We start from the raw sequence: 13,850 nt of genomic DNA, 5'->3' as shown, positions 1-13,850 counted from the left end.
TTAACTGATTGCATCATGAAAGATAAAGCCCATTGTATGTCTTTCGCCACTGTGAATTTCGCTTACACCGTGTTTCATATTCACCCGGTAATAACCTTTCGTTCCTTTGATTGGCCGGAAGTTAGTTGTAAAGATCAGCATATCACCTTTCCCTGGGTTCAATACAATTGCTTTTGATTGTGCCCTTGGTATTTGCTGGGTCAATACAAACTCGCCACCTGTGTAGTCTGTATCCGGTTCGTTTAAAAATAATACGGCCTGGATTGGAAAAAATACATCTCCATACAAATCCTGATGCAACGTATTGTGCCCGCCTTTGCCATATTTTAAAATTAATACCGTTGCTTTTACCTGATTGTTTAAATGGCATTGTTGCAATAACTCCTGATGCGTAGCAGGAAATATTTTGTGTATGTTCAACGCTTTGAACCATGCATTCGCAATGGGTGCCAGTTCTGAATAGATACCGGTACGTATGTTTTGAACAAGATCAGGCAATGGATAATTAAAATATTTGTACTCGCCTAAACCAAAACGGTAGCGTTCCATTACCACGGTTTTTCGATATAAAGCAGTATCATTATAACCATCGATCAGTTCCTGGCATTGTTCATCTGTCAATAGTTTTGTAATAACAGAATATCCTTGTTGGTGCATTTCCCCGGTAATGCTTTGCCAATTGACCGCAGCAATTTTTGATTGAATAGTTTGCATTTTGTTCTATTGAAAAGAAGCTGCCCCTAACTATTCAGGCAGCCTCTTTTCGGGTTATTTTTTTACTTATTTGGTACAACAAGTTTTAATTGGGTTAATGCTGTTAATCCATCATCTAATCCAATTTCCTCTGTTATTTTACCTTTTACAACCCGAAATACAGTTGTTCCGCTAAAATACATTTTGCGACCGGTTGCTTCCGGCAAACTCCCGATGGGCCAATCACTAAATGCTTTGCCTGTATGTGTGCCACCACCAATCCATCGTGCAATTACATACTCGCCATCTGCCAATAGTGGATAAGCTCCTGTGAAAGCCAGGTCGGGAAACGCATCACGGAAGTTTTTCATAAAATCTTTAATATCGACTTGCCCTTTTCTTGGCTTGTGCAGCGAATATTGCAAGATCATACCTGGAGCTGCCAGTTCATCGATGATTGCCGGATTGTAGTTGGCTCCCCAAAAATTGTTTAACCACTTTACCACAATTTGTTTGTTTATTTCGCTTTGATTTTTTGATACGTTCTCTTGTGCCTGAACAAACTTGGTTGAAGTAAAAATGCATGCGAACAGCAGCAAACGCAGGAAGACAAGTTTTTTCATTTCTTTCATGTTTTTATTTTTATGATTAGGTCCAAAGATGACAAGTATATAAAAAGTATAAAACCCGTTTCTTGCTTAGTCTATATTTTTCAGCAATAAAAAATCCGTTCTTTTTTTTTGAACGGATTTTCAGCAGATGCAGTGCGAATTCAACGAAGGAAAATGGGGGATTTTGATAACTGCCTTCCTTGCCAACACAATTCAGCTAAAAGCACAATTGCCAGCTCATAAATTTCTGCAGATTCATATCTTCTGTATCGGGTCACTTGATAAAACAAGAGGGACCGATAACAAGACACTGGTGATGAAGAGCAAACTCCGGCTGCTGGTCAGTTCAAATTAGAAAGAATTATTTTTATCAAAGATGCGTGAGCATTTAATGGGAACCGTTAGTACAAAAATCATTCGGATGACTGAACGGTTGCTCGATCATCTGCTGAATTTATTGAAATAAAAACACAGTATCTCACTCGCTGCATCAGTATAGTGAAAGACTAGTTAGTAATGATTATTACTGATTAAAGAAAGACGTCAAAATTTTTTAATTTAAAATCTGTTTATCAAATGTTAGCCTGAATTCTGGTTTGCCTTCAGGAAAACAGAGCCGATAAATACCCGGGGCCTTTGCGTGATCTCCCGGGCGGACAGTATATAGTGAAACGAAAAAGCCGGCTATTACCCGCTGCATTAATACGTTGAAAGAGGAGCCTTACGTTGTTGTACAGCAACCTTCCTGCGTTTATCCAGCGTAAACACTCTTGAGAGGTTAAATCCAAACCGGAGATCTCCCTTGCCCCACCTGTCGGTTGTTTCTGTGATGAATGAGCGCTCGTTCATCCCTGCGGTATTGGAAAAATGAAGTTGAAAAACATGTCCGCCTGTTTCAACATCAATACCGACAGAGAGGGGATTGTCATTGAAATTTTTCGGGAAGCCGTTTATTGGATAAAAATAGTCGGCTATAATGGCCATGCGTTTTGTTAATTTCCACCGGCCACCGATTCCGAGGGCATAGATATCATTATCATCGGCTGCATCAACATAATTGCGGTGAACAAGTGTGGGGCTGAGTTGAAGCGAAAACCGTTCTGAAAATTTTCTTCCGACAATTACCTGGTAATAGTAAGCGGACCTTGCTGTGAAGGTTTCCTTTCTTGCAGGGTCAGTATTTTTTAATGTGTGAACGGACATGCCTGCCACCAGCACCAGGGAAAACGGAACAGCACCCGGACCTTTGGATTGCCATACGGGCCGGTATTTGATAAAACCATCCAGTTCTTTTTTTAATGTAGAGCGACCGATCCCGATTGTGAGATTCTTCGCCAGCCCATAATCGAACCCCATCCGCATACTGGCCTGATCTAATCCAAACAACTGGCTAGCGCCCTGGTTCACTCTTCCGAACCGGTGAAGGATGCGAAAATCCAGTACTCCCTTACCGATAAACTCCATGGAGTGCCCGTTGATGACCCTGGATGATTTGAACGCATTTGATATGTATTCTTTCTTTGGTTTGTCATCTTCCAATTCGTTGAGCAGGCTTGATTCATCCTGGGCTCTTGCAACAGTTGCCGTGCAGAAGAAGAGAAACAGTAATAAAATCTTTGTCATAATTTTTTTTTACTGGCAGGGGACCGCCAACATTAAATTCGGTTTGTGCTTTTTTTCATTGATCAGCTTCTAACGAAAGGAGATCAATTGAGCGGCTGGTAACGACTGATGACAGTGATCTTTACCGTGTTTGAAATTTTATCTTTTACCAATGAAGGAACTGCAATTTTATAATCGCTTAATGTGAGGGAGAACTCAGATGAAGCAGTGATTACAGCACCTGCGATAACAACTACAACCGGTGCGGTAATTTCTTTTGTTACTCCGTGAAGACTAAGCTTGCCTGTTACAGTACTTTTATAGTGCCCGTCTTTTGAATAATTCACGTTGGCAGGTTCGTTAATTTTCCCTTTAAAAACTGCTTTAGGAAATTGATCGCTTTCTACGTAATTCTCATTAAAGTGTTCCTGCATCAATGCCTTTTCAAATTCAAATCCTTTCATCAATACACTGAATTCAACTTCTCCGGTGGATTGATCCAATACTGTTACTGCATGTTTATTATGTGCTTCTATATTTTCTGCCGGTGTTTTGGAGAAAAAAGAAATGGCGGCACTTTTGGTAAATACTCTTCCCTGTGAAAAACCAAGGATGCCTGTAAAAAGTGCCGTGAGTAATAAAAATAGTTTCTGCATAAAAAGTGATTTTTAAAAATGTTTATACTGGCCAATTTTCATTTTCAGGGTTTATGGAATGCACAGCGGATGAGAATAACATCCATCAACATGCCAGTGCAAATACCCTTAACCATGACTGTGTCGCCTTCTTTCAGTTTTGCTAACTCACGCTCATAACCCGGACTAAACTGGCAAAGCACAGCACCCGAAAACGGATGACCTCCGAGTAAAAGCGTTTGTGTGGTATCATTCAATTCAATCTTGCTGATACTGCCTCTTACAGCGATCACCTGATCATTTAAATTTCTGTTTGCGGTTGATTCGTCTGTTTCAAATTCCTTTACAAGTTCTATTGCATCATACGTATAAGCTGGTTTGAGTTTTTCGGCAGAGCTATAAGTACGGTTATATTCTTTTGTGGCATATAACCCGGCAAACACAACCAGAACAAGGACTGCCAACAAAACTATTTTCACGCTTTTCTTCATGTCTTTTGTTGTTTTAGTTATTGAGAGATCCATCATCGATCCATCGCTTAATGTTCAAAATGATACAGGGGTCGAGTTTATTTCCTCCCTGCGGCATGGGGGCAAAGCCAGGCGCATGATTGATGGTGCCTAATAATTTTCCACTTGCTGCCGCCAGTTTTATATTATCATATCCTTCCAGCGAAATATTACCACTGCGGTTTGCATTGTTATGGCAACCGGCGCAGTTTGTTTGGATGACTGGTGCTACTTTTTGACTAAACGTAGAGGGGAAAGAAACATCGCAGGTTGGTACAACAGGATCTGTCTTTCTATAAGTGCAGGCTGTTAAACATGCAATGAAGGTGAGCGTGTAAACTGAAGCCGTTGTAAATAGTTTGAACTGTTTCATTTTATAAATGATCTGTTGTTTTGAAAATTTTGTTTGTGAATTAGGTTGGGGCCGTTAATAAATCTGCCGGATTTATCAATGAATGTTTGGGAAAGGAGATGATCACAAGTGATCATCTCCTTCATTATTTATTTTGGCAGTTTTTTTAAGGGAGTGCTGCTGCCATATCTTTTACCGGAACCGGCCATACACCTGGTGCCGGAACGCTTACCCCTTTGTTAAGCCCCCGTGTTTGTGCATCCTGGCCAAAGAAATACAAAGGCCATCCTTTATAGGTTAATTGTTTTTTGCCAAAGACGGTGATAGAACCAAACAAGGCTTTGTCAAGTACTGAAGGAACGACAATTTGATCGGTTTCATAAACGGGCCATACAGCATTATTAGAAAAGTCGGCGGCAGTAAAATTATTGTCGTTGAGCTTGTCATTTTTAAAGGTGTAAAGCGTATGTCCTTTGTCGTTAGTAAAATAAATTGTTTTGCCAATGCCCTCTGTATAATTACCTAGGTAATTTTTGCCATCATTTCCTAGCAGTTGTGTGTTGGCCAGCATAATGGTATAATCCGGTTTAGCAACAAACCATACACCGTTCACTGCTTCACCCAATACCTGCCCGGGAGCTTCTTTTTCGTTAACGCCATTATTCAGCGGTGCATAGTAATACAAGGGCCATCCTTTGTAGGTTAACTGTTTTTTTCCTGATGCGGTGGTGATGATGCCAAAATCAGCAAATGGTAATCCATCGGCCAGTTGTTCCTGCTTCAGGTTTTCGATATTAAACACAGGCCATACTGCTTCACATCCACCGGCACAGGCACTTTGCCCATTGGCATCATTCGCAAAGAAGTAAAGTGTACGGCCTTCTTTGTCGACAAGATATTTTCCCAGAGTAGGATGGTCACGGAACTTCACTTCTTTTACAACTGCCGGAGTAGGATTGGTTCCTTTCCCTTTGTTACAGCTCGTGAAACTAATTGCATTGGCTGCAATGAGTACAAACAAGATTTTTTTCATGATTTTTTAATTTTTGTTTATTGAATAAAAAGGTGTTTCATGCGATCAGAACGGCCTGGAATGTTTCGCCTCCTGTTGTGCGATTAATTCATTCGTTCGTTTTAATAGGGACGGGCATAAGAGATGGTTTAAAAACCTGTTTCAACAGATATACCCGTTCATTGATTGACCTGCGGATCCTTGCAGGCAACATCTTCAGGGTTGTTCATTAATTCTCTGCGTCTTTTCCAAAAGAAGAAAGCGAAGCACACACAGATCACCGGCAACACAATTCCAAACTCATCAATAAAATAATTTGTATGACCGGTGTCTGTAGTGAGTGGGGTAAAGATTGACTGAATAAACAGATTATGACTTGCATGCAGCAATACAGCTGTCCACAAACTATTTGACTTCAATCGAAACCATGTCATGATGAAGCTCATGCTGATCACCATTACTGTGAAGCAGCTCAGCCCATACCAATAAGCTGTACCGCTGTTATAATCTGCAAAGAGAAGAATGGGAAAATGCCAGACTGCCCATATACCTCCGGTTATCAGTGAAGTGTGTGTATAGTTGAACCGTTTCGAAAGTTCCGGTACAAGGAAACCCCTCCATCCGATTTCTTCACCCAAAGCGGAGGAGGCACTTCCCGGCATGCCCAACAATCCCATGATGATGAAATAGAAAAACAGGTTGACACCGGCAGGCAGATTTGTAAATCCAAAAGCGGTGTCAATCCGGGTAGCAAAATCCTTATTATAAAATCCTCCCCAACCCAATGACCAAATGATGATATAGGCGATCATCACATAGAACAGTGGAACAACATAGCTCCAGAATTGATAGCGTGGTTTGCCCCATTGCCATGCCAGGGCAGATAATTTCCTTTTAACTAACAGGGATGTAAGAATAGCGGACAAACCGGGGCTCCACATTAAACCCGTGACAAACATATTAAATCCACTTCCCAGTTTTCCTGTATGAATGATGAGGAGATAAAAGATAGAGCTGAATGTAAATGTGATAGACAGGAACAGAATGATCGCTTTCCTGCTGTAATCTGCTGAATGGTTCATAGACGGAACGTTGTTAGGGGACGACTGTTAAATGGCTGGCTTTTTTGAACGATTGCTCAATCGTATGTCCGGTACCGTTATGATTTCTCCGGATAATTTTCTTTCTTAGTTTTTTATACCGTGAAGGCTTGATGATGAGCAGCCAGTCGGGTAGTAGTGACCAGAATGGTAAGGGAGCATTCATTTCCTTCAACAGCATATCAACATGGTGAATGGTTCCAGGCATTGTACTAAGCCCTCTTGAAGCGCCATTGGGTCTGAACGTTGATCTCCACCTGATAAATTCGATTCCTTCGTTTCGTATTTGTTCAGCCGTTGGTTTTGGTATTCTTCCCTTCAGGTATTCACAAACCCATAAGGCCGCAAATTCAGAGGATATAGGACATTGTATGGAAGAATTGTATCCCACAAAAGCAAGCGAGGGAACGCCGGCGGGAAGTATATGATGATACAACAGATAGTTGCCTTTTTCATCCATGAATCTCTCCTTGATGGGATCTGGCAGAAAAGGGATTGTTTGCTTAAAGCCAATTGCAAAAACAACGAGATCGCATTCTATTTCTTCACCGTTTTTAAGCATGACCTGCTTTCCCTTGAATGATGCAATCTCATTTTGTTTTATAATAATTTCCCCCTTACTGATCTTTTCAAAGAATTGAGGTGTTTCTAATGTGATTTCACCAAAAGCCTGTTCCTTTAAACTGGAAGATGGTATGAGATCAAGTTCACGCAACATTTGTTTTTTGATGATATAGCTTTCCATAAAGGAGAGCATCTTTTCAGCCAATCCTGTTTTATGAACAATCCGGTCAATGTAATTGTGCTGATCAGCAGGTTTGATCAGGGCTTCACCCAAGCGGTTCAGCAAAATGTATTTCATATTGATCCCTTTCACATAACGTGGTATTTTCCATTTCGGCTCACGAAATACCAGGTGTGTAGTTTTTGCTGTTGCGGAAGCAGCTGTTACCAGGTCACTTGCTGATTTGCCATAGCCAACCACCACCAGGCGTTTGTTCTTTGCTATTTCAGTACTTTGAAATTGTGTACTGTGAAGAATTTGGCCCCCGGCATCAATAAAACTTTCCATTCCGGGTATTTCGGGTATAAAGGGATCGGAAAAAGTTCCGTTACAGATAATTAGAAAATCAACTTGTTCAGTAAATGATGTGCCCTTGTGTTTACTTGTAACCAACCATTTATTATCGATAAGCCTTACGTTTCTGATCTCATGGGAGAATTGAATGAATGGAAAAACATGAAATTTTTTTGCGTAAGCCGTAAGATAAGATTGCACCTGTTCACCACTGGGCCATTGCGGGTAATGCCTTGGCATTGGGAAATCAGAAAAAAAATATGTGTCTTTTGTGTTTTGTGTGGTAACACCTGGATATCTACGTGAGGAAGCCCAGACGCCTCCCAGTTCTGCCTCTTTTTCATACAGCCTTATTTTATAACCATATTCAAGACAGGTTTTTGCTGTTACAAGTCCGCTCAGTCCTGCACCAATGATCCCGATTGTTTTAACCTTTTCCATTAACGGGTTTTTAATTTTTTGTACAATAAAAAAATGATTGATGAATAATTAATAACCGCTGTATTCCTGCGGAGCAGAAGCATTCCTTTGCAGTGGGGGAGGTCGTTTGTTGATGAATGAATACCTGGAGAATCATTCACAATTAGGAAACATTGAAGTTGAATGAACACCTGAGAACGGAACAGTGCACCGTTTATACAAACAAATCTCTTTTACTTCAGAAATGATCTATCACATAGAAAACAACTTTCAATGAATAATTCAAGAGGATAAAATTAGCAGGCAGCTATCCTCTAAAAATCTGACATCTTCCTAACGGAAGTGTATGTTTTATTAACGGTGAGAAATTGCATGCTACGTAGTGGCGCAATTCTTGTCATGAATCAGTTGATTGTGCAGCGAACAAATAACAGAGAGCGAAAAGCGATGCCCTTAAGCGATAGAAACAGAACAGAAGCTCATGGTGTTACTCTAACAAAGCAGCTTAATTACAGCATAAAAAAACGGAAGGCTTTTCTACTTGCTGCATCGTGAGAAGTGATATTTGCCTGTTCGAAAAATTGTAACAGGAAAGATGTTTCTGATGGATGATGAAAAGAGAACAGAAATGTATTACATATGATTTTCATTTTTTTAAAAAATCAAGTATATACAAAGCGATCTCTCCTGGTTTTTCCTCTGCTGCAAAATGCCCGGCGTTCAGCAGATGCAGTTCTGCATGCGGAAGATCTCTTAAATAAGCAGTTGCTCCATTGGTCGTGAACTTCAGATCCTTTTTACCCCAGACAATTAATGTCTTTGGCTGATATGTACGTAGCAAATGCTGCCAGGCTGAATAGCTCAATAAATTATTGTAATAGTCCTGGAATAACTGCACCTGAATTTTCCTGTCTGCATCTGATTGTAAAAAATATAAATCATGGATCCACGCATCAGGAGATTGTTTGTGATACAATGTGGAATCGATATCTGCTAAATACTGTTTTTTAATGATGGCTTCTTTAGAAGTTAAGCTGAATAAAAAAGCAATCTTCGATGCAGAGGTATCGTCATGAGCTGATTTAAAGAATTGTTGTCGGTCGGTTGTAAGTCCATCTAAATATGCATTGGCATTTTGCAGGATCAGATGAGAAATTCGTTTTGGATTCTTCGCATACATTCTGAAACCAACGGGAGCGCCGAAATCCTGCAGGTACATAATATAATTGTTGATACCGAGACTGTCTAAAAGAGCAGTTGTATAATTTGCCAGTGTATCAAATGTATATCTTACCTGATCGGGATCGAGTCTGTCACTGAATCCTGAACCAAGATTGTCGGGTGCGATCACATGATATTCTGTTGCAAGCAAGGGAATCAGGTTTCGATAGGTATGCGAGGAGGAAGGATAGCCATGTAATAAAACAATGGTGGGATTAAGTTTGCTGCCAGCTTCCCGGTAAAACATACTCAAAGCTTTCACTTTTTGGTAATGATAGGTTGTTTGAGGAGGGAAGTTATGGCCGCTGTTCTGTGCATTCGAAACAGTGGTTATGAAAAAAAACTGAACGATCCAAAAAATATGAACCGCTTTTCGTGAATAAAGTTGTTTCATATGTTGTGATGTTTTTAAATGACCCCGGCATTTGTTAAACCTGCCGTTTATGTGGTTTGCTGAATAGTGATATTGCAGGTGTTACTTCCGCAGGCACTGCATTTATTTTTTTGTAAACTTTTGTTTTTTTAAAAGTTTGTCAAGGGTCTTGGCTATTCTGTTAACTTTGGTTTCATCTGTTTTTGCTGCATCGATCCAGTTGATGAATGCTTTTTGTTCGCCGTATGTATAACCTAAAAATGTTTTGTATTCAACGGGGTGATCAAGTAAACACAATTTCAATTCTTCCGGAATTTCAACCGGGTCATTATCGGCGTACAAAATAATGTGTACATAATCACCTTCTTTTTTTCTGATCATTTTTCTGATCTCCGCTTTTACTGGAAGAAAAAGTTGTCCATTACCCATTGGCATCAGCCGGTAATTCTTAAACTCATAATTGTCAATGAACCCTTTCACCCTTACCCAACCAAATGGAGATTTTTTGTTTTTTACCACTTCAGGAATGGCCGAGTATACCCATCCTCCTTTGCCAGGGTACTTCTTCAGTAAAAACTTTTTATTGATCAATGGTTCGTCCATACTCAGGTAAATTCTCAGACCTTAAGCAGGCCCGTTATTCAGTGGCTGTAAATGTTAGTTGTTGCGATCCGTTTCTCCAAATGGAATTCCCCAGGGCCAATAGTTTTTGTTTGTCGGATTCAAGAACCCGTGCAAAAATATTGCAGGCATCGAGCCCTTTTCCTTCACCGTAGTAAATTCCAAAGCACCCGGCAGTTTTAGACCTGGCAGGATGTAAAGGTCCGAGTACTACTTCACCTGCCTCGGTGAATACGGATGCGTTTTCCTGAATGATGTCAAGTTCAGGTCCGTTGTTTATCCAAATTTCCTGTCCGGAAACTCTTGCGTGATAAAACAATCTTGTAAAGGGTAAGATTTCAGAAAATGCTTTCGAAGTAATGGGTGCACTGTCAAAGTAATAGGTAAATCTGATCTCCTGTCCGCTTTCAGTGATGATTTTAAATGCATTCATTTGTCAGGTGATTGGCTTTTTAGGTGATGCAAAAAATAGACTTGAATAGCTGCAATCTTAAGGCAAGAATCAATTGGCAACCTGTAAGTGAACAACCTTATGTTGAAAAGGTAAAACTACCCATTCCGGTTTTAATTTTTTTACCGGCAAGAAAATGATAACCGCCGATCGGTAATTATTGGTATGCAGGCTTTCTTTTATGTATTGCTTCGTACAGAATACGAAGCAAGCGACATCGTATCATCAGCAATCAGACAAGGATACAGCAATGTAATAACTGTGCGTGTTCAATTGAAAAATTTCAGGAAGCAAATCAATAAAATATAAAAACGTTATACAATGATCCAGCAAACAATTTCTACCAGGTTAACAAAAGAATACAAAGTAAAATTTCCGTTCGTAGCCGCAGGGATGGCTTTTATTGGCAGTACTCCTGATCTTGCCATTGCAGTTTGCAAAGCCGGCGGAATCGGTTCGGTAGGGGCAGGTCCTTTACCAGCTGAAGCTGTGCGCTCTATTATAGGCGAAGTGAAAAAAGAAACCAGTGAACCGTTTAATGTAAATTTTATAACACTCTTTACAACGATCGACCATATCAGGGTATGTATCGAGGAAAAGGTTGCAATAGTATCTTTTCATTTTGGTCATCCATCAAAAGATTTTATTGATGCCTTACACAAAGCAGGTATAAAAGTATGGGAACAGGTAGGTTCTGTGGAGAATGCAAAAATTGCAGCAGCTGATGGCATTGATGTGATTATTGCCCAAGGGAGTGAAGCAGGCGGGCATAATTTCGGCACATTGCCCACCTTTGTTTTAGTACCCGAAATAGTAAGAGCCGTTCAACCAACAATGGTGCTTGCTGCAGGCGGTATCGCCACCGGATCACAGGTTGCAGCGGCATTGTGTCTTGGAGCAGCCGGCGTTTGGGTAGGCACAGGTTTGGTTGCCAGTCATGAGGCCTTTGCTCATCCGGATTACAAACAAAGATTAATAAACGAAAACGGAACAGATACTGTGCTTACGCCGATTTTCGGACCTGAGTTGCCGGCTTTTAATCCAATGCGTGTGATTAAAAATGCAGTTGTTAGTGAGTTTACTGGCAGGGAAGAGGAAGTGCCGAGTGATACATCCAATGAGCCGATCATCGGAAAATCTTCTTTTTTTGGACAGGAATTTATATTGAGGCGATTTACAAATTTTCCGCCTATTCCTACTACTGAAGGAAACCTGGAAGAAATGCCGCTTTTATCAGGGCAGGGTGTTGGAATGATTAGAGAGCTTAAACCTGCGGCAGAAATTATTCATGAAATGATGGAGCAGGCTGCTACAATTCTTCTCAGCATAAATGATGCGATTAAAAAGTTGAATGAAGATGAATAAAAAGAATCCAAATGATAATTGAGTGACGGGGACAGTGTACTGTACTGAAGGGATGCTGTAAGGTCGGCCATTCAAATTAAATATTCAAATCAATCATCAAATGATATCAAAGTTAATCACGTTGTCATTCGCTGGTCTGTGTACGACCACGACACAAACAAACTTACGCATGGATGTTCATGCAATGTTTAGAGAACAACCTGCCATGATCGTTGGGTGCAAGCCAATAGATGAAAAAAGAACTGTTGAAGATTCAATCAGAATTAAAATTGCCGGGGGAAATGTTTATTTCCTTGATTGTGTGAATGGTGAAGGAGGGGGCAATGTGGCAGCGTCGGTGGGAGAAGACGGGATACTGCTGGTGGATGATATGCTTGCGGTAATGGGTGTTAAACTCAAAGCAGCTCTTGCGACTGTTTCTGACAAACCTGTAAAAATGGTGTTGAATACACACTATCACTTTGATCATATTGAAGGGAACAGGATATTCCAAAAAACTTCAACCATCATTGCACAGGAAAATATCCGTAAGCGGTTAAGGCCGGGAAACAGGCAACCGGCTTCTACAGTTGATATGCTACCAGCCATAACATTTACCGACAGTATTAGCCTGAATTTTAACGGGGAAGAAATCAGGATGATTCATTTCCCAAACAGCCATACAGATGGAGATGCAGTGATTTACTTTTCAAAGTCAAACGTTCTTCACCTGGGTGATATGTTCTTTTTTGAAATGTTCCCTGCTGTTTACACAGAAGGAGGTGGCAATATAAAACAGCTTGTTTTATCATTGGAAAAAATACTGACCCTATTTCCCTCTGATGCAATCGTGATTCCCGGTCATGGCAGACTGGCTACGATGAAGGACCTGGAAGCTTATGTAACGATGCTCAAAGAAACGATTGCCCTTGTGGAAGCGTCGATAAGAGCCGGGAAGACTGCAGAGGAAATGACAAAGGCAAAACTGTTAGCAAAGTATGACGTACTAGGAAGTGGCGGCGCACAAACAACAGATCAGTACCTCTCTATGTTGTATAAACTTCTTGGTCCAATGAAAAAATAATCACAAAAAAGAGTCGATTTAATTAGGCCGGCGGGTTACAGTTGTTAACCTGCCGGCTTTTTTATTCATAACTTCTGTTGACAGGCCCTATCGAACTCCAGCCGGATAAGGTGAATGACGGCAAGCTGAGCGTGCAGTCGTTAATTGCGCAAGGAATTTAAAAGTTATGGAGCTCTTTAAATGAAGATCCGGTGAACAGCAGCGGCTGATTAACCAAGCGTTTTCCTAAGCGCAGTAAAATTTATTTACCAGCAAGATCAATTCTTATGATCTCAGGTTATCTATCGGGAATGATCAAAAAAATAATTCAATTGAACCTTTGGGTTGAATACAAAGCTGTCATTTGAAAGCCATAAAAAATACCCGGTGTAGAAACACCGGGTTTTGCTTGACCCAAAACCATCTAAAACCACAAAAACCTGATCAGTATTTAATTTCAGTGATTAACCAAGTACAATTCCATCTGCATCGGCATTCTCTTTCACTGCTTCAAGAACCAGATCAACAATGCCGTCATCAAACCGGCTTTTGGTTTTAATTGTTACAAATTTCAATAACGAAAAATTGGAATACAATCCCTGCAATGTGTTACGATATACTTCTGCTGTATTATGTTCTTTTATCGTTGAGAGTACCTCTTTCATTTCTAATTTTCCTACTCTTTTAATTACCGGAATCATTGCTGTTGCCAGTATTTCTTTGATCTCTGCCATAGACTTTTTTTTTATTTAATCAGTAAATGCG

15 protein-coding genes are annotated in these 13,850 nt (G+C 40.4%); 2 read left to right on the top strand and 13 right to left on the bottom strand.

The window, feature by feature from the left end; translation table 11 throughout:
- The 12 genes from VK159_RS21725 to VK159_RS21670 all read right to left on the bottom strand — a co-directional run bounded on the left by VK159_RS21725 (position 1) and on the right by VK159_RS21670 (position 10,660).
- A complete protein-coding gene (locus tag VK159_RS21725; protein WP_324232275.1) occupies positions 1-714 on the bottom strand; it encodes a 2OG-Fe(II) oxygenase in 714 nt (237 codons plus the stop codon).
- Between the two features lie 62 nt (positions 715-776).
- The gene (locus VK159_RS21720; RefSeq protein WP_324232274.1) at positions 777-1,316 is read right to left on the bottom strand and encodes an ester cyclase; all 540 of its coding nucleotides are present in this window, start codon (positions 1,314-1,316) and stop codon (positions 777-779) included.
- A gap of 687 nt (positions 1,317-2,003) precedes the next feature.
- A complete protein-coding gene (locus tag VK159_RS21715; protein WP_324232273.1) occupies positions 2,004-2,927 on the bottom strand; it encodes a DUF5777 family beta-barrel protein in 924 nt (307 codons plus the stop codon).
- Positions 2,928-3,010: 83 nt separating this feature from the next.
- Positions 3,011-3,562: a YceI family protein gene (locus VK159_RS21710; protein WP_324232272.1), complete on the bottom strand. Its 552-nt coding sequence runs from the start codon at positions 3,560-3,562 to the stop codon at positions 3,011-3,013.
- A 44-nt stretch (positions 3,563-3,606) separates the two neighbouring features.
- Positions 3,607-4,032, bottom strand: coding sequence for an OB-fold protein (locus tag VK159_RS21705; protein ID WP_324232271.1), 426 nt, complete (start codon positions 4,030-4,032; stop codon positions 3,607-3,609).
- 13 nt (positions 4,033-4,045) lie between these two features.
- A complete protein-coding gene (locus tag VK159_RS21700) occupies positions 4,046-4,423 on the bottom strand; it encodes a hypothetical protein (protein ID WP_324232270.1) in 378 nt (125 codons plus the stop codon).
- A gap of 145 nt (positions 4,424-4,568) precedes the next feature.
- On the bottom strand, positions 4,569-5,435 hold the full coding sequence (locus tag VK159_RS23740) for a hypothetical protein (RefSeq protein ID WP_324232269.1): 867 nt from the start codon (positions 5,433-5,435) through the stop codon (positions 4,569-4,571).
- Between the two features lie 158 nt (positions 5,436-5,593).
- Entirely contained in the window at positions 5,594-6,496 is a 903-nt protein-coding gene (locus tag VK159_RS21690; RefSeq protein ID WP_324232268.1) for a type II CAAX endopeptidase family protein, read from the bottom strand.
- A 13-nt stretch (positions 6,497-6,509) separates the two neighbouring features.
- Complete coding sequence (locus VK159_RS21685) at positions 6,510-8,033, bottom strand: flavin-containing monooxygenase (RefSeq protein WP_324232267.1); 1,524 nt, start codon at positions 8,031-8,033, stop codon at positions 6,510-6,512.
- A gap of 625 nt (positions 8,034-8,658) precedes the next feature.
- A complete protein-coding gene (locus VK159_RS21680) occupies positions 8,659-9,627 on the bottom strand; it encodes an alpha/beta hydrolase (protein ID WP_324232266.1) in 969 nt (322 codons plus the stop codon).
- 102 nt (positions 9,628-9,729) lie between these two features.
- Entirely contained in the window at positions 9,730-10,209 is a 480-nt protein-coding gene (locus VK159_RS21675; protein WP_324232265.1) for a YdeI/OmpD-associated family protein, read from the bottom strand.
- Positions 10,210-10,243: 34 nt separating this feature from the next.
- Entirely contained in the window at positions 10,244-10,660 is a 417-nt protein-coding gene (locus tag VK159_RS21670) for a DUF3830 family protein (protein ID WP_324232264.1), read from the bottom strand.
- Positions 10,661-10,999: 339 nt separating this feature from the next.
- Between VK159_RS21670 and VK159_RS21665 the strand changes: the two genes are divergently transcribed.
- Together VK159_RS21665 and VK159_RS21660 are read left to right on the top strand one after the other, a co-directional pair.
- Complete coding sequence (locus VK159_RS21665; RefSeq protein ID WP_324232263.1) at positions 11,000-12,043, top strand: nitronate monooxygenase; 1,044 nt, start codon at positions 11,000-11,002, stop codon at positions 12,041-12,043.
- 169 nt (positions 12,044-12,212) lie between these two features.
- The gene (locus VK159_RS21660) at positions 12,213-13,106 is read left to right on the top strand and encodes an MBL fold metallo-hydrolase (protein WP_324232262.1); all 894 of its coding nucleotides are present in this window, start codon (positions 12,213-12,215) and stop codon (positions 13,104-13,106) included.
- Between the two features lie 443 nt (positions 13,107-13,549).
- Here VK159_RS21660 and VK159_RS21655 read toward each other — a convergent pair whose 3' ends face one another.
- Entirely contained in the window at positions 13,550-13,819 is a 270-nt protein-coding gene (locus tag VK159_RS21655; protein WP_324232261.1) for a hypothetical protein, read from the bottom strand.
- Positions 13,820-13,850: the final 31 nt, after the last annotated feature.

This window comes from Lacibacter sp. (assembly GCF_035299325.1).
In the GTDB taxonomy this organism is placed as follows: domain Bacteria; phylum Bacteroidota; class Bacteroidia; order Chitinophagales; family Chitinophagaceae; genus Lacibacter.
The sequence above is the reverse complement of the archived record's forward strand: the minus strand, read 5'-3'. Positions and strand labels throughout refer to the sequence as shown.

Bases quoted from the DNA above. Each gene is read 5' to 3' on its own strand.
- VK159_RS21655 (WP_324232261.1), bottom strand. From the start codon at position 13,819: ATGGCAGAGATCAAAGAAATACTGGCAACAGCAATGATTCCGGTAATT.
- VK159_RS21725 (WP_324232275.1), bottom strand. From the start codon at position 714: ATGCAAACTATTCAATCAAAAATTGCTGCGGTCAATTGGCAAAGCATT.
- VK159_RS21720 (WP_324232274.1), bottom strand. From the start codon at position 1,316: ATGAAAAAACTTGTCTTCCTGCGTTTGCTGCTGTTCGCATGCATTTTT.
- VK159_RS21705 (WP_324232271.1), bottom strand. From the start codon at position 4,032: ATGAAGAAAAGCGTGAAAATAGTTTTGTTGGCAGTCCTTGTTCTGGTT.
- VK159_RS21665 (WP_324232263.1), top strand. From the start codon at position 11,000: ATGATCCAGCAAACAATTTCTACCAGGTTAACAAAAGAATACAAAGTA.
- VK159_RS21710 (WP_324232272.1), bottom strand. From the start codon at position 3,562: ATGCAGAAACTATTTTTATTACTCACGGCACTTTTTACAGGCATCCTT.
- VK159_RS21715 (WP_324232273.1), bottom strand. From the start codon at position 2,927: ATGACAAAGATTTTATTACTGTTTCTCTTCTTCTGCACGGCAACTGTT.
- VK159_RS21690 (WP_324232268.1), bottom strand. From the start codon at position 6,496: ATGAACCATTCAGCAGATTACAGCAGGAAAGCGATCATTCTGTTCCTG.
- VK159_RS21700 (WP_324232270.1), bottom strand. From the start codon at position 4,423: ATGAAACAGTTCAAACTATTTACAACGGCTTCAGTTTACACGCTCACC.
- VK159_RS21670 (WP_324232264.1), bottom strand. From the start codon at position 10,660: ATGAATGCATTTAAAATCATCACTGAAAGCGGACAGGAGATCAGATTT.
- VK159_RS23740 (WP_324232269.1), bottom strand. From the start codon at position 5,435: ATGAAAAAAATCTTGTTTGTACTCATTGCAGCCAATGCAATTAGTTTC.
- VK159_RS21685 (WP_324232267.1), bottom strand. From the start codon at position 8,033: ATGGAAAAGGTTAAAACAATCGGGATCATTGGTGCAGGACTGAGCGGA.
- VK159_RS21680 (WP_324232266.1), bottom strand. From the start codon at position 9,627: ATGAAACAACTTTATTCACGAAAAGCGGTTCATATTTTTTGGATCGTT.
- VK159_RS21675 (WP_324232265.1), bottom strand. From the start codon at position 10,209: ATGGACGAACCATTGATCAATAAAAAGTTTTTACTGAAGAAGTACCCT.
- VK159_RS21660 (WP_324232262.1), top strand. From the start codon at position 12,213: ATGGATGTTCATGCAATGTTTAGAGAACAACCTGCCATGATCGTTGGG.